Raw genomic sequence first — 20,207 nt, 5'->3', positions numbered from 1 at the left:
ACGAAGGAGACCTGATGGTGCGGCGACCGGTGTTCCGAGTTCTGACGACATTGGTCGCCGCGGCCATCGCGGCGAGTGCCGCGCCGGCGGCGTCCGCCGCCGGGAAGCCACTCGATCTCGACTCCGCCGACATCCCCGCGCTCCAGGCCCGGATGTCCGCCGGACGGCTGACCGCGGTCGGCCTGACCTCGGCCTATCTCGACCGCATCCACAAGGTCGACCGCAAGCTGAACGCGGTCATCGCGGTCGATCCCGCCGCGATCGCGCAAGCCGCGGAGAGCGACGCCCGGCGTCGCGCCGGCAAGACCCGCGGACCGTTGGACGGCATCCCCGTCCTGGTGAAGGACAACGTCGACACCCGCTCCATGCAGACGACGGCGGGCTCGCGCGCGCTGCGCAGCAAGCCCGCGAAGGACGCGACCCTGATCCGCCGTCTGCGTGACGCGGGCGCGGTCGTCCTCGGCAAGGCGAACCTGTCGGAATGGGCGAACTTCCGCGCCGCGAAACCCACTTCCGGGTGGTCGGGCGTCGGCGGGCAGACGAACAACCCGTACGTGCTCGATCGCAACCCTTGCGGGTCGTCCGCCGGATCCGCCGCGGGTGTCGCCGCGTCACTCGCCCAGGTCGCGATCGGCAGTGAGACCGATGGCTCGATCGTCTGCCCGGCCGGGATGACCGCGACCGTGGGGCACAAACCGAGCCTCGGCCTGGTCAGCCGCACCGGCGTGGTGCCGATCTCGGCCGAGCAGGACACCGCCGGCCCGATGGCCAGGCACGTCGTCGACGTCGCGCTGACCCTGTCCGCGCTCCAGGGCCGCGACCCGAGCGACCCGGCCACCGGTGCGTATCCGCCGAATCAGCCGACCGACTACGCCGCGTACCTCCGGCCCGGTGTGCTGAAGGGTTCCCGGATCGGTCTCTGGCGCCTGCCGGTCCTCGGCCCGGACGTCGACGCGGTGATGACGAAGACCAGGAACTCGCTGGTCAAGGCCGGTGCCGAGGTCGTCGAGGTGACGCCGCCGTATCAGGCGAGGCTCGGTGAACTGGAGTTCCCGGCGCTGCTCACCGAGTTCCACCGGGACATCGATCGCTACCTGGCCACGCGTCCGGAAGGTCCGCGCGACCTCGCCGCGCTCATCGCCTACAACCGGTCCGACCCGCTGGAGCAGACCTGCTTCGCCGGACAGGAACTTTTCGAGCAGGCGCTCGCCGCGCCCGGCCCGTCCGACCCCGGCTACCAGGCACTGCGCCGCGAGCTCACCGATCTGGCGAAACGCTCGATCGACGAGACCCTCGCGAAGTACCGCCTCGACGCGATCGCCGCGCCCACGAACCCGCCCGCCTGGAAGACCGACTGCAAGACCGGCGACAACGACGTGATCCCGTCGTCGACGCCGGCCGCCGTCTCGGGCTACCCCGCGGTGACCGTGCCGGCCGCGTTCGTCGGCGAGCTCCCGGTCGGTGTTTCGTTCATGGCGGGGCAGTGGACGGACGCCCGGGTGCTCGCCTACGCGGCCGACTTCGAACGCGTCGCGCCCGCCCGTAAACCGCCGCGCTACCTGAAGACCGTCGGATGAGGGTGGTCCACACCGGCTGACCTGCGGCGATGTCGTTAAGTGACCCCCCTGTTTTCAGGGGGTTCCGGGGCATGTAATCTTCTCTTCGTCGCCAGGAACACCGGGCCGCCGGGGCCGAAAGCCCCGAGGCAAGGAACCAGGGCCGAGCGGGTTGACACCGCGAACCGGACCAGGTAATGTCCAGCGTCGGCCCACGAGCGGCCGCCGACCCCCTACGGCTAACAGTGTAGGACTCGGCATGCTCGACCAAAAAGCTTGTGAATATCGCTTTGAAACAAAGCGTGTTGCTTGAGAACTCAACAGTGTGCTAGTGAACTAAGCCAGTAGAGCTTATGTATTTGAACCTCGTGTGAGGTTCCTTTGAGAGCAAGAATATTTTGCCTCGATCAAATTTGACATTGTTGGAGAGTTTGATCCTGGCTCAGGACGAACGCTGGCGGCGTGCTTAACACATGCAAGTCGAACGATGAAGCCTTTCGGGGTGGATTAGTGGCGAACGGGTGAGTAACACGTGGGCAATCTGCCCTGTACTTTGGGATAAGCCTGGGAAACTGGGTCTAATACCGGATACGACTACTGATCGCATGGTTGGTGGTGGAAAGCTCCGGCGGTACAGGATGAGCCCGCGGCCTATCAGCTTGTTGGTGGGGTAATGGCCTACCAAGGCGACGACGGGTAGCCGGCCTGAGAGGGTGACCGGCCACACTGGGACTGAGACACGGCCCAGACTCCTACGGGAGGCAGCAGTGGGGAATATTGCACAATGGGCGCAAGCCTGATGCAGCGACGCCGCGTGAGGGATGACGGCCTTCGGGTTGTAAACCTCTTTCGCCAGGGACGAAGCGCAAGTGACGGTACCTGGATAAGAAGCACCGGCTAACTACGTGCCAGCAGCCGCGGTAATACGTAGGGTGCGAGCGTTGTCCGGAATTATTGGGCGTAAAGAGCTCGTAGGCGGTTTGTCGCGTCGTTCGTGAAAACTCCACGCTTAACGTGGAGCGTGCGGGCGATACGGGCAGACTTGAGTTCGGTAGGGGAGACTGGAATTCCTGGTGTAGCGGTGAAATGCGCAGATATCAGGAGGAACACCGGTGGCGAAGGCGGGTCTCTGGGCCGATACTGACGCTGAGGAGCGAAAGCGTGGGGAGCGAACAGGATTAGATACCCTGGTAGTCCACGCTGTAAACGTTGGGCGCTAGGTGTGGGCGACATCCACGTTGTCCGTGCCGTAGCTAACGCATTAAGCGCCCCGCCTGGGGAGTACGGCCGCAAGGCTAAAACTCAAAGGAATTGACGGGGGCCCGCACAAGCGGCGGAGCATGTGGATTAATTCGATGCAACGCGAAGAACCTTACCTGGGCTTGACATGCGCCAGACATCCCTAGAGATAGGGCTTCCCTTGTGGTTGGTGTACAGGTGGTGCATGGCTGTCGTCAGCTCGTGTCGTGAGATGTTGGGTTAAGTCCCGCAACGAGCGCAACCCTTATCCTACGTTGCCAGCGCGTTATGGCGGGGACTCGTGGGAGACTGCCGGGGTCAACTCGGAGGAAGGTGGGGATGACGTCAAGTCATCATGCCCCTTATGTCCAGGGCTTCACACATGCTACAATGGCTGGTACAGAGGGCTGCGATACCGCGAGGTGGAGCGAATCCCTTAAAGCCGGTCTCAGTTCGGATCGCAGTCTGCAACTCGACTGCGTGAAGTCGGAGTCGCTAGTAATCGCAGATCAGCAACGCTGCGGTGAATACGTTCCCGGGCCTTGTACACACCGCCCGTCACGTCATGAAAGTCGGTAACACCCGAAGCCCATGGCCCAACCCGTAAGGGGGGGAGTGGTCGAAGGTGGGACTGGCGATTGGGACGAAGTCGTAACAAGGTAGCCGTACCGGAAGGTGCGGCTGGATCACCTCCTTTCTAAGGAGCAACACATCCACCCCGCCGGGATACCCGGACCAACGGTTGGTGGAGTGGCCAGGGTTTCAGCACCGACCGTGTGTTGGCACTGGTTGCTCAAGGAATTGTGGAAATACTGGTTAGGGTTCGGCCGGCTTTTGCCGGGACGCTCTAGTACTGCACTTCGGTGCGTGGAATGGGTGCTCCTGGGAGGTCGGAAGAATTGTTCACAAGCACGCTGTTGGGTCCTGAGGCAACACGCCGAGGGGCTTACGCCCCGGGACGTTTGTTTCTGGTGTGGTGTTTGAGAACTGTAGAGTGGATGCGAGCATCTTTGTGGTCAAGTTGTTAAGGGCACATGGTGGATGTCTTGGCTTCAGGAGCCGATGAAGGACGTGGGAGGCTGCGATATGCCTCGGGGAGCTGTCAACCGAGCTGTGATCCGAGGATTTCCGAATGGGGAAACCCAGCACCAGTTATGTGGTGTTACCCGCATCTGAATATATAGGGTGTGTGGAGGGAACGCGGGGAAGTGAAACATCTCAGTACCCGTAGGAAGAGAAAACAACCGTGATTCCGTGAGTAGTGGCGAGCGAAAGCGGAAGAGGCTAAACCATGCACATGTCAAGCTGTCAGGCGTTGTGTGTGTGGTGTTGTGGGACCCAGCGTCGAGGATCTGACAGTCCTCGGAGCGGTTACGCGTGTTAGTGGAACGTCTTGGGATGGGCGACCGGAGTGGGTGAGAGTCCCGTACGCGAAAACACGTTGTGGATCGTTTGTTTGGTGTTCCCGAGTAGCAGCGAGCTCGTGGAATTTGCTGTGAATCTGCCGGGACCACCCGGTAAGCCTAAATACTTCCTGAAGACCGATAGCGGACTAGTACCGTGAGGGAAAGATGAAAAGTACCCCGGGAGGGGAGTGAAAGAGTACCTGAAACCGTGTGCCTACAAGCCGTCAGAGCCCGAGCACATCCTTGTGATGTTGAGGTGATGGCGTGCCTTTTGAAGAATGAGCCTGCGAGTTAGTGCTGCGTGGCGAGGTTAACCCGTGTGGGGTAGCCGTAGCGAAAGCGAGTCTGAATAGGGCGTCTGAGTCGCGTGGTCTAGACCCGAAGCGGAGTGATCTACCCATGGCCAGGCTGAAGCGTCGGTAAGACGACGTGGAGGGCCGAACCCACTTAGGTTGAAAACTGAGGGGATGAGCTGTGGGTAGGGGTGAAAGGCCAATCAAACTCCGTGATAGCTGGTTCTCCCCGAAATGCATTTAGGTGCAGCGTCACATGTTTCTCCACGGGGGTAGAGCTACTGGATGGTCTAGGGGCCTTACCGGGTTACCGAAATCAACCAAACTCCGAATACCGTGGTGTGAGAGTGTGGCAGTGAGACGGCGGGGGATAAGCTTCGTCGTCGAGAGGGAAACAGCCCAGAACACCAGCTAAGGCCCCCAAGTGTGTGCTCAGTGGGAAAGGATGTGGGATTGCCCAGACAACCAGGAGGTTGGCTTAGAAGCAGCCACCCTTGAAAGAGTGCGTAATAGCTCACTGGTCAAGTGGTCCTGCGCCGACAATGTAGCGGGGCTTAAGCACACCGCCGAAGCTGTGTCATTCGTGCATATAGATCGGCGTCTCTCTTGAAGAGATGTCTAGTCGCACGGATGGGTAGGGGAGCGTCCTGCATCCAGGGAAGCGGCGGCGGAAGCCAGTCGTGGAGGGTGTGGGAGTGAGAATGCAGGCATGAGTAGCGAATGCAGAGTGAGAAACTCTGCCGCCGGATGACCAAGGGTTCCTGGGCCAGGCTAATCCGCCCAGGGTAAGTCGGGACCTAAGGCGAGGCCGACAGGCGTAGTCGATGGATAACGGGTTGATATTCCCGTACCCGAGCACGTGCGCCCAGGATGAGGCGGTTGATACTAACCACCCAAAGCGCCAGTCGAGACCCTTCGGGGTGGAGATTGGTTGTGGAGCGTGGGATCTGATTCCGTAGTAGTCGAGTGATGGGGTGACGCAGGAAGGTAGCTCCGCCAGTGAGTGGTAGTACTGGTGTAAGCGTGTAGACCGAGTGGTAGGCAAATCCGCCGCTCATGAAGGTTGAGACGTGATGCGTAGCCGATTGAGGCGAAGTAGAGTGATCCTATGCTGCCGAGAAAAGCCTCTAGCGAGTGCGTGCACGGCCCGTACCCCAAACCAACACAGGTGGTCAGGTAGAGAATACTAAGGCGATCGGGTGAACTGTGGTTAAGGAACTCGGCAAAATGCCCCCGTAACTTCGGGAGAAGGGGGGCCAAACACTCTGAAGTCCCTTGCGGACTAGGGGTGGGTGGCCGCAGAGACCAGCGGAAAGCGACTGTTTACTAAAAACACAGGTCCATGCGAAGTCGCAAGACGATGTATATGGACTGACGCCTGCCCGGTGCTGGAACGTTAAGAGGACCGGTTAACCTTTCGGGGTGAAGCTGAGAATTTAAGCGCCAGTAAACGGCGGTGGTAACTATAACCATCCTAAGGTAGCGAAATTCCTTGTCGGGTAAGTTCCGACCTGCACGAATGGCGTAACGACTTTCCGGCTGTCTCAACCACAGGCCCGGCGAAATTGCACTACGAGTAAAGATGCTCGTTACGCGCGGCAGGACGGAAAGACCCCGGGACCTTTACTATAGTTTGGTATTGGTTTTCGGTTCGGCTTGTGTAGGATAGGTGGGAGACTGTGAAGCTGGCACGCTAGTGTTGGTGGAGTCGTTGTTGAAATACCACTCTGGTCGGATTGGGAATCTGAACCTCGGACCATGATCTGGTTCAGGGACAGTGCCTGATGGGTAGTTTAACTGGGGCGGTTGCCTCCTAAAGAGTAACGGAGGCGCCCAAAGGTTCCCTCAGCCTGGTTGGCAATCAGGTGTTGAGTGCAAGTGCACAAGGGAGCTTGACTGTGAGACAGACATGTCGAGCAGGGACGAAAGTCGGGACTAGTGATCCGGCACCACCTGGTGGAAGGGGTGTCGCTCAACGGATAAAAGGTACCCCGGGGATAACAGGCTGATCTTGCCCAAGAGTCCATATCGACGGCATGGTTTGGCACCTCGATGTCGGCTCGTCGCATCCTGGGGCCGGAGTAGGTCCCAAGGGTTGGGCTGTTCGCCCATTAAAGCGGCACGCGAGCTGGGTTTAGAACGTCGTGAGACAGTTCGGTCCCTATCCGCCGCGCGCGTAGGATACTTGAGGAAGGCTGTCCCTAGTACGAGAGGACCGGGACGGACGAACCTCTGGTATGCCAGTTGTCACGCCAGTGGCATGGCTGGTTGGCCACGTTCGGAAGGGATAACCGCTGAAGGCATCTAAGCGGGAAGCCTGTTCCAAGATGAGGTATCCCACCCCTTTGTGGGTTAAGGCCCCCAACAGACCATTGGGTTGATAGGCCAGAAATGGAAGCACAGTAATGTGTTGTCGAGTTGACTGGTACTAATAGGCCGAGGACTTGCCCACGAAGATGTTACGCATCCACTCTACAGCTCTGAAACACCACACGACCACCGGCAGTATTCGGTGGGGAGTGTTGTTTCATAGTGTTTCGGTGGTTATAGCGTCAGGGAAACGCCCGGTCCCATTCCGAACCCGGAAGCTAAGCCTGACAGCGCCGATGGTACTGCAACCGAAGGGTTGTGGGAGAGTAGGACACCGCCGGACTAACATTAAAAAGGGTCCAGGCCCCGGTCGAGAACCGCGAGTTCTCCCGGGGCCTGGACCCTTTCTACATGTCCGCGCTCGCCAAGCGGTAGCAAAGGTCCCTTGCTCCCCGCAGGTCGCTCAGCAGCTCTGCTGGCCGACCGCGCGCCGCCGAACAGGCGACGAGAAGACGAGAGAAGTCGTCGTCTCCCCATAGCGCTGCATCCGCTCTACGAGCTCCTCCAACTCCGCAGTGCTCCGACAGGCGACTCGCACCAGCCAGCATTCGTCACCCGTGACGTGATCGGCGTCGAGAACCTGGGGGAGCGGAAGGATGGTTTCGCGGAAGCGGGCCGTGTCCAAACTGCGTACCTTCGCCCGCACCATCGCCTCGATCGGTAACCCGAGCTTCGCCACGTCGACGTTGGCCGAGTATCCGGTGATGATCCCTCTCTCCTCGAGCCGGCGAACCCGCTCGGTCACCGCGGGCGCGGACAGCGACACCCGCCGACCGAGTTCCGAGAAGGTCAGCCGGCCGTCGGACTGGAGCAGTTCGAGTAGCTGCCAGTCGAGATCGTCGAGGTCCACAGAACTCCAGGTTGATCGGCGTGCCCACCAGGAAACTCCAGGCTAGCCGCTGGCAAGACCTGGACTATCCGATGTTGTTGACGATCACCGGCCAGCAGGATTAAGGCATGACGACCGAACCCCGCGTACTCATGTTTCCGACCTTGGATAGCGCGACCGCGGCCGCGCACCTGCGCGCCGAGCTCGCCCTCGAAGTCGACCCGGACGACCTGGCCCGGGACCTCGCCTCTGGCGCTCGGCACGGGTACATGGTCGTCGAAAGCCGGGCCCCTGAAGCCTTCGCGTCGGCTCGCATCTCGGGCGCGATCAACCTCCCCTATCGGGAGATGACCGCCGAGTCGGTCAGCGGCCTGGACCGCGAACTCGTCTACGTCTGCTACTGCGAGAGCATTCACTGCAACGCCGCGACCAAGGGGGCGTTGAAGCTCGCGGAGCTCGGCTTCAAGGTCAAGCGCCTCTCCGGTGGCATCACCGCCTGGCAAGCCGCCGGCTATCCCGTCGACCGGGACGCCTCGGTACCCGCTATCGCCTCGAGGCCCGCTCCCCGCTGCGCCTGTTGACCGGAGAGGCAGGGGACCTTTGCTACCGAGCCCCGAGCGGTAGCAAAGGTCCCCTGCTCTCCCGGCGGTCGTAGGCTGGTGAAGTGACCGCTCCCAAGTTGCTCGTCATTCAGCCGGACGCCTCAGACCCGATCGGCCCTCTCGGTGACTGGCTCACCGAGGCGGGAGCCGAGCTCGACATCCGGTTGCTGCCCGATCAGAAGCTCCCCGCCGATCTTGATGGGTACGCGGGCGTCGTATGCCTCGGCGGCGGGATGGGTGCCAACGACGACGGCGATCATCCGTGGCTGGCGGACGTGCGGAAACTTCTTTCGAAGGCCGCAGGTGCGCGCATCCCGACACTCGCGATTTGCCTCGGCGGCCAGCTCCTGGCGGTGGCGTTGGGCGGCAGCGTCGCGACAGGTGATCAAGGGCCTGAGGTCGGCCCAGGCCTTGTGTCCAAGAAGGACGCTGCTTGGACCGACCCGCTCTTCGCGGACTTGCCACTCATGCAGGATGTCCTGCAGTTCCACAACGACGCGATCACCCGGCTTCCCCCGGGCGCCGAGCTTCTCGCTTCCTCGCCGCGATACGCCCACCAGGCCTTCCGATTCGACCGTTGTGCCTACGGTGTCCAGTTCCACATCGAGACGACGCCGGATGTGGTCCTTGACTGGGCGCGGCAGTCACCGGAAATGGCAGAACTCACCCGGCCGGACGCACTGACCCCGGAAAACCTCGCTCGGGTGCATGCCGACATCACCGAAACCTGGCGGCCGTTCGCCCATCGCTTCGTCCGTCTGGTGTCCGGTGACCTCGCCCCGGCTGCGGACCGTCAACGTACATTGCCGATGGCTTAACGGCCTATGTCTCAAATGCGTATGGGTTATTAACACTCGGGTCATGCCGTCAGGTACCTTGCGAAGGGAATTTCGAAGGGTTCGGAGGTCGGGGTGGAGCCCTCAGTGTTGGTCGTGCTCGTCGTCGCCACGGCCCTAATTTTCGATTTCACGAACGGGTTCCACGACACGGCCAACTCGATGGCGACGTCGATCGCCACCGGTGCGTTGCGTCCGAAGGTCGCAGTGACGATCTCCGCGGTCCTGAACCTGGTCGGAGCCTTCCTGTCGGTCGAGGTGGCCAAGACCATCTCCAATGGACTGGTCGACGACTCCAAGATCGGGCCGGCGATCGTGTTCGGCGGCCTGGTCGGGGCGATCGTGTGGAACCTGATCACCTGGTTCGTCGGACTACCGTCCAGCTCGTCCCACGCGCTGTTCGGCGGGCTGATCGGTGCCACGTGGGTATCGGCCGGAACGGACTCCGTCCATTTCGGAAAGATCGTCGAGAAGGTGCTGGTCCCGGCGGCGCTGTCGCCGGTCCTGGCCGGTCTCGTCGCGATGATCGTGACGTATTTCGTCTACCGGATCTTCGTCCGCCGCGGCCGCACCGCCGGCTTCCGGGTCGGCCAGATCATCTCGGCCTCACTGGTCTCGCTTGCCCACGGCACGAACGACGCGCAGAAGACCATGGGCGTCATCACGCTGACGATGATCACCGCCGGAACTCTCCCCGCCGGGGCGGGGCCGCCACTCTGGGTGATCGTCAGCGCGGCGCTGGCGCTCGCGCTCGGCACGTACCTGGGCGGCTGGCGTATCACCTTCACACTGGGCAAAGGCCTGACGGATATCGATGGCCCGCAGGGCTTCGCCGCGCAGACCAGCTCGGCGGCCGTCATTCTCGCCTCGACGAATTTCGGCTTTCCGCTTTCGACGACCCACGTCTGCTCCGGCGGCATCGTCGGCTCCGGGGTAGGCCGAAACGAATCACCGGTTCGCTGGCGCACAGCCGGCCGCATGGTGACAGCCTGGCTGTTCACACTTCCCGCCGCTGCCATCGTCGGCGCCGCGGCCGGTCTCGTGACCTCGACAGGCACGGTGGGCACGATCGCCGTTGGTGTCGCGGGCCTGGCGATCGGCATCGGGATCTACCTCCTTTCACGGCGGAGCCCGGTCAACGCGAGTAGCTTCGCCAGTCCCACTCCGACCGTTCCTGAACAGGAAGTCGGCAAGATCGCTGCTTAGGAGAGCAAGGGACCTTTGCTACCGCTCCCAACGCGGTAGCAAAGGTCCCTTGCTCCCTTGCGCGTCCGTCTGGCCTCGGGCGTAAGGGCGACTACGGTGGAGGCCGATGGTTGAGCGCGCCAGGCCGACCGCTTCCGTGGCGAGATACGGCTTCACCGACCCCCGTGCCGACGGGCAGCTGCGTGCTGCCGGTTGGTGGACCGAATCCGGCCCGGACGGCTCCGCCGCCGATGTGATGTCGGCACTTTCCCGTGCTGCGGATCCCGATCTCGCGCTGAGCGGACTGGACCGGATCAGGGAAGCCGACCCTGGTGCCTGGAATGAGCTCGACCAGGCGCTCCGTACCAACCGCACCTTCCGCGGCCGGTTGCTCGGCGTTCTGGGCACTTCGAGCGCGCTCGCGGATTTCCTGGTCGCGAACACCGACTGCTGGAAGACCCTCCAGGGCGAGAAGAACATTGCCCCGGATCAGTATGTGAGCAGTCTGCTCGATCATTTGCGACCGGACGGAGAGCTGCTTACAGGCCTCGAGTCGGAGCAGGCACTTCGCACCGGCTACCGCGAACTTCTGCTCGGAATCGCTGCGGCCGACCTCGGGCATCTCGTCGAACCTGGCCTCCGCCAGCCGCCCTATGCCGAGATCGGGGCCCAGCTCACGATGCTGGCCGAGGCCGCGCTGCAGGTCGGGCTGCTGGTCGCGGAGGCCGAGGTGGGCGCCGGCGCCGAAGGACTCCTGGCCGTGATCGCGATGGGCAAATGCGGTGGTCGAGAGCTGAACTATGTGAGCGACGTGGATGTCATCTTCGTCGGAGATGGAGACCTTTCAGTCTCCACGCGGCTGGCCAGCACGATGATGCGCGTGGTCGGCAAAGCATGTTTCGAGGTCGATGCGGCGTTGCGCCCGGAGGGCAAGGCGGGCGCGTTGGTCAGAACCCTCGACGGCCACGCCGCCTACTATCAGAAGTGGGCCAAGACCTGGGAGTTTCAGGCCTTGCTCAAGGCGCGGCCTGTCGCAGGCGATGCAGAGCTCGGGCGTCAGTACGCGGAGATGGTCGCACCGAAGGTGTGGGCAGCGGCCGATCGGGAGAATTTCGTTCCCGAGGTACAGAAGATGCGGCGCCGCGTCGAGGGCCATGTGCCGTCCGCGCATGCCGAACGTGAGCTCAAGCTGGGGCGCGGCGGCCTTCGTGACGTCGAGTTCGCCGTCCAGTTGCTGCAACTGGTCCACGGCCGGATCGACGCCGAGCTGCGTTCCCCGTCCACGATGGACGCACTCGCTGCGCTGGGGGATGGCGGGTATGTCGGCCGCAAGGACGCTGCGGAGCTTGCATCGTCCTATGAGTTCCTCCGGACCATCGAGCACCGGCTTCAGCTTCGCCGACTACGGCGTACGCACTTGTTCCCTGCGGCTTCGGACGTGAGCGAGCTGCGAACGATCGCGAGAGCGAGCGGCGTGCGGCCGGCCCGGGGCAGAAGTGAAGGGGACGTGTTGGTGGCGGAGTTTCGCCGTCACCTGCAAAGCATCCGACGGCTTCACGAAAAGCTCTTCTACCGCCCCCTGCTGCAATCGGTCGCGAATGTGCCGACCGAAGCACTACGGCTGACTACGAAACAAGCCGAGAGCCGCCTCGCCGCACTCGGCTATGCCGCGCCGGACGGGGCCCTGCAGCACATCAAGGCGCTGACCGCGGGAATGTCCCGCCGGGCGGCCATCCAGCAAGCTCTGCTGCCGGTCTTGTTGGACCTTCTCGCCGATACTCCAGACCCGGACCGTGGCCTCCTGTCCTATCGGAAGGTCTCGGAAGCACTCGAAGAAACGCCTTGGTATCTCAGGGTTCTTCGGGACGAGGGTGCCGTCGTCGAGCGGCTCGCATTTCTGCTCGGCACGTCACGTCTGGTTCCCGACCTGTTGGCCCGAGCGCCGGAAGTGCTGCAGTTGTTCGGTGACCCAGCGAGGTTGTCCGGCCGTACTCCGGCGGAGGTAGCGACGTCGCTGCGCGCCACTGTGCGGCGTCAGCCGGGGTTGAATGCCGCGGTCGCGGCCGCGAGATCGTTGCGCCGGCACGAGATGCTCCGGATCGCGTCGGCGGATTTGCTGGGGTTGCTCGATGTCCCAGCCGTCTGCGAGGCACTGTCCAGCGTGTGGGGCGCCGTGCTTCAAGGTGCACTAGCAGCTGCTTTTCGCCAGCGTCAGGCCGAGCTCGGCCAGACTCCCGCGAAGATCGCCGTCATCGGTATGGGCCGGTTGGGCGGGGCCGAACTGGGCTACGGATCCGACGCAGACGTTCTCTTTGTGTGCGAGCCCGCCGAGGGCGTGTCGGACTCCGAAGCAGCGAAGTTCGCTTCTTCTGTCGCCGAGACGGTCCGGAAGATCCTCGGTGCCCCTAGCCCGGATCCGGCACTGATCGTAGATGCCGATCTTCGTCCTGAGGGGCGGAGCGGGCCGTTGGTGCGAACCCTCGAGTCCTACCGTAGCTATTACGGGCGGTGGGCGGAGGCCTGGGAATCCCAGGCACTGCTCCGTGCTCGGTTCATCGCCGGTGACGACGACCTCGGTGCGCGGTTCATCGAGATGATCGACCCCATTCGCTATCCGGAGGCGGGCCTCGACCCGGTCCGCGTGCGGGAGATCAGGCGAATCAAGGCGCGCGTGGAAACGGAACGGATGCCCAAGGGCGCCGACCCGACCCGGCACACGAAACTCGGCCGTGGAGGACTCGCCGACGTCGAATGGACCGTCCAGCTCATGCAACTGCGTCACGGGCACGAGGTCGAGGGGCTCCGGACCACCTCGACGATCGAGGCGCTGAAGGCCGCGGCGGAGGCGGGGCTCGCCGAGCCTGCCGAGATCGAGTCCCTGACTGAGGCCTGGTTGCTGGCGACGCGCGTCCGTAATGCCGGGATGCTGGTCCGCGGTAAGGCAGTCGACGAGATTCCCAGCTCCGGTCGTGACCTCGCCGCTGTCGCGCGAGTGCTCGGCTACTCGGCCGATGACGATCCAGGTGAGTTCCTCGACGCTTATCGGCGGACGACGCGACGTGCCCATGCGGTCGTGGAGACTCTCTTCTATCAGGACTGACCGCTCTGACCTGCGGATAGGGAGCAAGGGACCTTTGCTGTCGCTTGCCCAGGCTGGGGATACGGCAGCAAAGGTCCCTTGCTCACACTCCGCGTCGCGGACGGTAAGTGGCGCTTACAGTGGACCGGTGACTGTGCGCGAGCCATTTCGCACCCGGATCAAGGTGCGCCATTACGAGCTGGACACCCTCGGCCATCTCAACCACGCCGTCTACCACTCATACGGCGAGGTCTCCAGGCTCGAGTTGATGGAGCTCGCAGGTGGCCTCAACTCGGGCATGCGCGATGCGAATCTTGCCTTCGTGCTGCTCGAATCCCACATCGTGTTTCGACGCGAGCTTCGGGCCGGCGATGTCGTCGACGTGACCTGCGACGCCAAGTTCGGCACCGGCAAGACCTTCCACATGGACTCGAACATCTACAAGGTCGACGGCACCCTCTCCGCTGAGATCACGTGCACGCTGGGGTTGATGGATCTCGAGCGACGCAAACTGGTGGACGATCCGCGTGGCCGTATCGAGCGAGCGGGCGTCGACCTGAAGGTTCTTTCCACTTCGGAGTAGCCGTACTACCTGGCCCAATAAGAAACGCCGGTGGTGAGGGCGCTTCCGCACCTCACCACCGGCGTGCTCTTGGTGTTTCCTACCGCACGATCACACGTCGTAGTACAGCGAGAACTCGTACGGGTGGGGACGCAGCCGCAGCGGGTCGATCTCGTTCTCACGCTTGTAGGAGATCCACGTTTCGATCACGTCGGGAGTGAACACGCCACCCTCGAGCAGGTAGTCGTGGTCGGCTTCCAGCGTGTCGAGAACCGCGCCGAGGTCGCCCGGGACGAGTTTGACGTTCTGGGCCTCCTCCGGCGGAAGCTCGTAGAGGTCCTTGTCGATGGGCTCCGGCGGCTCGATCTTGTTCTTGATGCCGTCGAGACCGGCCATCATCATCGCCGAGAACGCGAGATACGGGTTGCCGGACGAGTCCGGGCACCGGAACTCGGCGCGCTTGGCCTTCGGGTTGTTGCCCGTGATGGGGATACGGACACAGGCCGACCGGTTCCGCTGCGAGTACACCAGGCTGACCGGGGCCTCGAAGCCCGGCACGAGCCGGTGGTACGAGTTGACGGTCGGGTTGGTGAAGGCCAGCAGGCTCGGGGCGTGCTTGAGCAGGCCGCCGATGTAGTGGCGGGCGGTATCGGACAGGCCCGCGTACCCCGACTCGTCGTGGAACAGCGGCGTGCCGTCCTTCCACAGCGACTGGTGGCAGTGCATGCCCGAGCCGTTGTCGCCGGCGAGCGGCTTCGGCATGAAGGTCGCGGTCTTGCCGGCGGCGAACACGGTGTTCTTCACGATGTACTTGAACAGCTGCAGGTCGTCCGCGGCGTGCAGCAGCGTGTTGAACTTGTAGTTGATCTCGGTCTGGCCGGCGGTGCCCACCTCGTGGTGCGCGCGCTCGATCTCGAAACCGGAGCCCTGCAGGTTACGAACGATCTCGTCGCGCAGGTCGGCGAAGTGGTCGACCGGCGGGACGGGGAAGTAGCCGCCCTTGAACTTCGTCTTGTAACCCTGGTTGCCGCCCGGCACGTCGGCACCGGTGTTCCACCAGCCCTCGACGGAGTCGATCTCGTGGAACGAAGCGTGCTCGGCCGAGTCGAACCGGATCGAGTCGAAGATGTAGAACTCGGCCTCGGGGCCGAAGAACACGTTGTCCGCGACGCCGTACTCGGAGATGTACTGCTCGGCCTTGCGCGCGATGTTGCGCGGGTCGCGGCTGTACGCCTCGCGGGTGAACGGGTCGTGCACGAAGAAGTTCAGCGAGAGCGTCTTCGCCTTGCGGAACGGGTCGATACGAGCCGTCTCGGGGTCCGGGAGGAGCAGCATGTCGGATTCGTGGATCGACTGGAAACCACGCACCGAGGAGCCGTCGAAGGCCAGGCCTTCTTCGTAGGCTTCTTCGTTGAACGCCTTCGCCGGAACGGTGAAGTGCTGCATAACGCCGGGCAGGTCGCAGAACCTGACGTCGACGACCTCTACGTTCTCGTCGGCGATTAGGCGCTGAATGTCGTCTGGAGTAGTGGGCACCCTCGGTGACTCCTTCTCGTTCGTTGCCGGCGGCAGTACTCTCTTCGGCTCACGCTAAGAGCGCGGTGTTGCCCGACCGTCACCCGTATGTTTCGCCGGTGTTAACGGGGCGGCGATATCGGGTAGTCGACCAGGGCGAATGTGGCCAGCGCCACCGGCATACCCTGGATGGGTGGCGAGATGGACCGGAGAATGGCTGCCCGGAGCCGGCGATGAGACGACGGCCGGTGGCGAGGGTACGCAGCGGTGGCGTGGTGAGCGACTCGGCTTGCCCCAATCGGGTGTCGGCTCGGTAGCGGGCGGCGGCGCTCGCCTTCTCGGCCTGCTCATCGACCTGGTTCTCGCCTCGCTGGTCACCACCCTCTTTGTGACCCCCAGCCTTCAGGATCCGGCGGTCATGCAGACCTTCAATCTCTGGTCGGTCGGCGTCTGGGCGGCGATCACGGTCATTCCCGCCGCCTTCTTCGGGTTCACTCCTGGTATGGCAGTAGTCGGAATTCGCGTCGCCAGGCTCGACGGTGCGCAAATGGTCGGGATATGGCGTGCCGTCGTGCGGGGCGCGCTGACCTTCGTGATCATTCCGGCCGCGATCCGTAATATCGACGGGCGAAGCTGGCTCGACCGGCTGACCGGAACCGTGGTAATCCGCATGCGGTGACCTCAGGGAGAGCAGGGGACCTTTGCTCTCCCCGGCGGGATCGGGTTGCCGGACCGGCGGTCGTCAGGCAGCCGGCGCCGCAGGGACGCTCCCGAGATCTGGAGGGGGTCGTTGTCGGGCGCGGCGGTGGGCTGCTCGCAGGTCTTGGATCACCACCAGTGGCTCGTCACGCAGCTGTGCCGGACTCACCTGGACGACGATGAGGCCTGGAGCGGACAGGGCTGGCATCTCGGGCACCTTGTCCGGTTCGAGAGCGACCTCGTCGTAGCGGACCTGCAGCGCGACGCCGACCTGCGGCCACCACGCATCGGCGCTCCCGATAACCACTCCGTCCGGAGTCCTTAGCTCTGCTTTCCACACGGGTTTCGGCAAACCGCTGCGCTCGACTGCAGACTCCAGCCACTGCTCGACGGCGGAGTCGACGCCGTCCTGGAGAGCGTTAACGACTATTCGAGGGAGCGCCGAGCCGATCGTGCTGGCCTGGGCCAACTCGGTTCGAAGTTCCTCGGGGGTGCAGAGTCCGCGATGGACGGCATCGTGGATCATCGCCCGCACCGCCTGCAGTTCGTCCATGCGCCGAGCCGCGTCGATCAGGGCTCGGGCCAGAGGAGCGACAGGCAGCCCGTCGATCTCCACTGGTTCCGGCAGGTGGATCGTTCGTTCTACGACGGCGAAGCCCCAGGTGGCGACCTTGCTCCGGTGAGGGATCAGGGTGTGTGCCCGTCTTTCTGGCGGGAGTCTTCGGACGCCGTACAACCTGGCGGCTTGTACTCCGGTGAGCATCGCCTCCGGGCCCGCGTGAGTCAGTGCGACCTTCAAAAGCTGGTGCTTGGTCGGTGGGGCACTGGTCAGGAGGATGACACCGGGTATCGGACGGCGCCACGGGCCGCCTTCGCGGCAACGGCGCGAGATCGAGGAATGGGAGTGCCCGAGGGCGACAAGTTTCGCCCGGGCGACCACGCCGTCCGGGAACATCGCTGCCAGCGCCTTCTGCCGGGCGCTCGAGGTTCGGTCCACACAGTGATCATGCGACCACCCACCGACAGTTCTTGTCCGGAGACGCATCAGGGGTCCTTTGCTACCGCCGCGTGCGGTAGCAAAGGACCCCTGATCCTCGTTCTGTCAGCGGCGACGGATGGTGCGCTGGACGTTGCGCATCTTCGCGCCGGCGGGCATCGGGCCCTTGGGCATGGCGGCACCGCGGCTGCCGAGTGCGGCGAGCTTCGCTTCCAACGCGTCGACCTGGGCGGGCTTCAGGTTGCGCGGCAGCTTCATCAGGTGGCTCTGCAGCTTCTTCAGCGGTATCTGCTGGTCTTCGTTGCCGATGATCACGTTGTAGATCGGAGTCTCACCGATCAGCCGGGACACACGCTTCTTCTCCTGCGCGAGCAGGGCCTTCACGCGGTGCGGCGCACCCTCGGCGACGAGCACGACACCGGGACCACCGAGCACTCGGTGCACGGCGTCGAGCTGAGTGGTGGCCGCCACGGTCGGCGTCACCTTCCAACGGCCCCGCATGTTCTCAAGCGCCCACGCCGCGGCACCCGGCTGGCCGTCGGCCTTCGAGTACACGGTCTTCTGGACCCGCCTGCCGAAGATGATCACAGCGGCGAGCGCGCCGAGCAGGATGCCCAGCGGCAGCACTACCCAGTGGACGTCGAAGATGAACCCGATGCCGAACACCACACCGGTGATGACCAGGAGCGATCCGACCATCCAGGGGATGAGCGCTTTGTCTTCCTTGCGCTGCATCTTGAAGGCCTCGAAGATCTGCCCGCGGCGAGCCTTGCTCGCGGCACGCTTCTCCTTCTTGGCCAGCTTCGCTGCTTCCTTGTCCTGCTTTCCCGCCATGTGACCAGGATACGGCCGCGTGCCCTGCGCCGATCCCGTCGGGCCCTCTGCGAGGATCGGGACGTGGTTAGCGCATCGTCCCCGAAGAGTCGTCCAGGCCTGCTCGATGGGCTCGATCCCGAGCAACGTGCCGCCGCCTGCGCGCCGAGGGGGCCGGTCTGCGTCCTCGCGGGAGCGGGGACAGGCAAGACCCGGACGATCACACACCGCATCGCCCACCTGGTCCGTTCCGGCCACGTCGCCGCTGGTCAGGTCCTCGCCGTCACTTTCACGACCCGCGCCGCGGGCGAGATGCGCACGCGTCTCCGAGGGCTGGGTGTGGACGCCGCCCAGGCGCTCACATTCCACGCCGCCGCCCGTCGTCAGCTGCGGTATTTCTGGCCTCAGGTCGTCGGGGACCGGCCGTGGGAGCTGCTCGAGAACAAGTTCCGCTACATCAGCCAAGCCGCCAACAGGGCCGGTCTCGGCACCGAGACGGAACTGCTGCGTGACCTCGCCAGTGAGATCGAGTGGAGCAAGGCCTCTTTGGTATCGCCGGACGACTATCCGGCAGTGGCCGCACGGACACAGCGGGACACACCGGCGCCCGCCTCGCAGGTCGCGGAGGTTTACCGCAACTACGAGAAGGTCAAGAACGCCGCGCAGGTCCTCGACTTCGACGACCTGCTCCTGCACACCACGGCCGTCCTCGAGGAACACACGGTGGTGGCCCAGGAGTTCCGCGAGCGCTATCGCTGCTTCGTCGTCGACGAGTATCAGGACGTCACCCCGCTGCAGCAGCGGCTGCTCGACGCCTGGCTCGGCGGCCGTGACGACTTGACCGTCGTCGGCGACGCCAACCAGACCATCTATTCGTTCGGTGGCGCTTCTCCCCGGCCGCTCCTGGAGTTCACTCGGCGGTTCCCCGAGGCGACGGTCGTGAGACTCGAGCGGGACTATCGGTCGACTCCGGAGGTCGTGGCTCTCGCCAATCAAGTGATCGGTGCCGCGCGCGGCCGTCCCGCGGGGTCGAGGTTGAAGCTGATCGGCCAGCGTCCTTCCGGGCCGGTCCCGAGGTTCGCCGAGTATGACGACGAGACCGCCGAGGCCGCGGCTGTCGCGCGCAGAATCCGCGATCTGCTCGACAGCGGGGTGGCGGCCAGCGAGATCGCGGTGCTTTACCGCGTCAACGCCCAGTCTGAAGCCTACGAGCAGGCTCTGGCGGAGATGGGCATCCCGTACCTGGTCCGCGGCGGCGAGCGGTTCTTCGCCAGGGCCGAGGTCCGGCAGGCCATGTCCGCGCTGCGGATGGCGTCGACCGACGCCTACACCGGCGAGCTGGTGACCCGCGTTCGCTCCGTCCTTGCGAAGGTGGGGCTCACCGACCAGCCTCCTGCCGGAGGCGCGGCGAAAGAACGATGGGACGCGCTTCTCTCGATCGTCGAGCTGGCCGAGGAACTGGCTTCCACTGTGGAAGATGCGGATCTCCCTCGATTCGTGGCGGAGCTCGAACAGCGGGCGACAGCGCAGCATCCACCAACGGTGGAGGGCATCACCCTGGCCTCGCTTCACGCGGCGAAAGGTCTCGAATGGGACGCCGTGTTCCTCGTGGGACTCGCCGAGGGGACCATGCCGATCCTCCATGCCGACGGCGACGACGCGGCCATTGAGGAAGAGCGCCGCCTCTTCTATGTCGGCGTCACGCGAGCACGAGTGCATCTCTCGCTGTCGTGGGCCTTGGCCAGGACGTCGGGAAACCGCCGTAATCGGCGACGTAGCAGGTTCCTCTACGGCCTCATCCCTGAAGATCACCCGGCGGCGAGGGTCGCTCGATCGCAGCAGCCGAAGCAGGCTGGCAACAAGGCTCGGTGCCGCGTGTGCGGCGGACCGCTGCTGGAGACACTCGACATCAAGCTCGGTCGGTGTTCCCGGTGCCCGTCCAACGTGGACGAGCAGCTGCTCGAGAAGCTGAAGTCCTGGCGAGGGGAGCGCTCGCGGGAGCTCAAGGTGCCGGCCTTCGTCGTTTTCACGGACGCGACGCTCGTCGCCATCGCCGAGCAGCGGCCAACCGATGACACGGCGTTGTGTGCCATCTCCGGGATCGGCGCGACGAAGCTCGAGCGCTTCGGAGCGGAGGTTCTCGACGTCGTGCGGGCCTCAGTGGAGACTTGACCGCGTTCCAGGCGTGATCCGCGCGGCGAACCTGCTGCTCAGAGCCGATCTTCG

At 63.9% G+C, this 20,207-nt stretch carries 12 protein-coding genes and 3 rRNA genes; 11 read left to right on the top strand and 4 right to left on the bottom strand.

The genetic code is table 11. The annotated features are described in order from the left end of the window. The first annotated feature begins 14 nt into the window (after positions 1-14). The 4 genes from BLW75_RS17785 (at position 15) to rrf (ending at position 7,147) form a co-directional block, all read left to right on the top strand. Positions 15-1,577 carry an amidase gene (locus tag BLW75_RS17785; protein ID WP_034324813.1) on the top strand — a complete coding sequence of 521 codons (1,563 nt, stop codon included), beginning with the start codon at positions 15-17 and terminating at the stop codon, positions 1,575-1,577. A gap of 398 nt (positions 1,578-1,975) precedes the next feature. Further along, positions 1,976-3,492 (top strand): 16S ribosomal RNA (locus BLW75_RS17780). 317 nt (positions 3,493-3,809) lie between these two features. Then, positions 3,810-6,946 (top strand): 23S ribosomal RNA (locus tag BLW75_RS17775). A gap of 84 nt (positions 6,947-7,030) precedes the next feature. Continuing rightward, positions 7,031-7,147: ribosomal RNA gene (rrf, locus tag BLW75_RS17770) — 5S ribosomal RNA — on the top strand. The 16S, 23S and 5S rRNA genes sit together here, the layout of an rRNA operon. A 120-nt stretch (positions 7,148-7,267) precedes the next feature. On the opposite strand, the gene BLW75_RS17765 is transcribed toward rrf, so the two are convergent. Beyond that, positions 7,268-7,714 (bottom strand): Lrp/AsnC family transcriptional regulator, encoded by a 447-nt coding sequence (locus tag BLW75_RS17765; protein WP_034322228.1) that lies wholly within the window; start codon positions 7,712-7,714, stop codon positions 7,268-7,270. 107 nt (positions 7,715-7,821) lie between these two features. Between BLW75_RS17765 and BLW75_RS17760 the strand changes: the two genes are divergently transcribed. From BLW75_RS17760 to BLW75_RS17740, 5 genes are all read left to right on the top strand, one after another. Further along, entirely contained in the window at positions 7,822-8,274 is a 453-nt protein-coding gene (locus tag BLW75_RS17760) for a rhodanese-like domain-containing protein (RefSeq protein ID WP_034322225.1), read from the top strand. A gap of 83 nt (positions 8,275-8,357) precedes the next feature. Next, positions 8,358-9,113 carry a type 1 glutamine amidotransferase gene (locus BLW75_RS17755; RefSeq protein ID WP_034322222.1) on the top strand — a complete coding sequence of 252 codons (756 nt, stop codon included), beginning with the start codon at positions 8,358-8,360 and terminating at the stop codon, positions 9,111-9,113. Positions 9,114-9,206: 93 nt separating this feature from the next. Next, positions 9,207-10,337 (top strand): inorganic phosphate transporter, encoded by a 1,131-nt coding sequence (locus BLW75_RS17750; protein ID WP_034322219.1) that lies wholly within the window; start codon positions 9,207-9,209, stop codon positions 10,335-10,337. Positions 10,338-10,443: 106 nt separating this feature from the next. Beyond that, entirely contained in the window at positions 10,444-13,416 is a 2,973-nt protein-coding gene (locus tag BLW75_RS17745) for a bifunctional [glutamine synthetase] adenylyltransferase/[glutamine synthetase]-adenylyl-L-tyrosine phosphorylase (protein WP_034322216.1), read from the top strand. 127 nt (positions 13,417-13,543) lie between these two features. Next, positions 13,544-13,978, top strand: coding sequence for an acyl-CoA thioesterase (locus tag BLW75_RS17740; protein WP_020633826.1), 435 nt, complete (start codon positions 13,544-13,546; stop codon positions 13,976-13,978). 90 nt (positions 13,979-14,068) lie between these two features. Here the strand turns inward: BLW75_RS17740 and glnA are convergent, their stop codons facing one another. Beyond that, positions 14,069-15,493 carry a type I glutamate--ammonia ligase gene (gene glnA, locus BLW75_RS17735; protein ID WP_007033879.1) on the bottom strand — a complete coding sequence of 475 codons (1,425 nt, stop codon included), beginning with the start codon at positions 15,491-15,493 and terminating at the stop codon, positions 14,069-14,071. A gap of 172 nt (positions 15,494-15,665) precedes the next feature. Between glnA and BLW75_RS17730 the strand changes: the two genes are divergently transcribed. Beyond that, entirely contained in the window at positions 15,666-16,151 is a 486-nt protein-coding gene (locus tag BLW75_RS17730) for an RDD family protein (protein WP_198935837.1), read from the top strand. A 63-nt stretch (positions 16,152-16,214) separates the two neighbouring features. On the opposite strand, the gene BLW75_RS43605 is transcribed toward BLW75_RS17730, so the two are convergent. After that, the gene (locus BLW75_RS43605) at positions 16,215-16,724 is read right to left on the bottom strand and encodes a hypothetical protein (RefSeq protein ID WP_241784053.1); all 510 of its coding nucleotides are present in this window, start codon (positions 16,722-16,724) and stop codon (positions 16,215-16,217) included. A gap of 549 nt (positions 16,725-17,273) precedes the next feature. Continuing rightward, positions 17,274-18,002, bottom strand: coding sequence for a DUF4191 domain-containing protein (locus BLW75_RS17720; protein WP_034322204.1), 729 nt, complete (start codon positions 18,000-18,002; stop codon positions 17,274-17,276). Between the two features lie 63 nt (positions 18,003-18,065). Here BLW75_RS17720 and BLW75_RS17715 point away from each other — a divergent pair, with 63 nt between their 5' ends. Beyond that, the gene (locus tag BLW75_RS17715; RefSeq protein ID WP_034322200.1) at positions 18,066-20,153 is read left to right on the top strand and encodes an ATP-dependent DNA helicase UvrD2; all 2,088 of its coding nucleotides are present in this window, start codon (positions 18,066-18,068) and stop codon (positions 20,151-20,153) included. Positions 20,154-20,207: the final 54 nt, after the last annotated feature.

The organism is Amycolatopsis lurida (assembly GCF_900105055.1).
GTDB classification, from domain to species: Bacteria; Actinomycetota; Actinomycetes; order Mycobacteriales; family Pseudonocardiaceae; genus Amycolatopsis; species Amycolatopsis lurida.
Note: the sequence above shows the minus strand (reverse complement) of the source record. Positions and strands in the feature narration are given on the sequence as shown.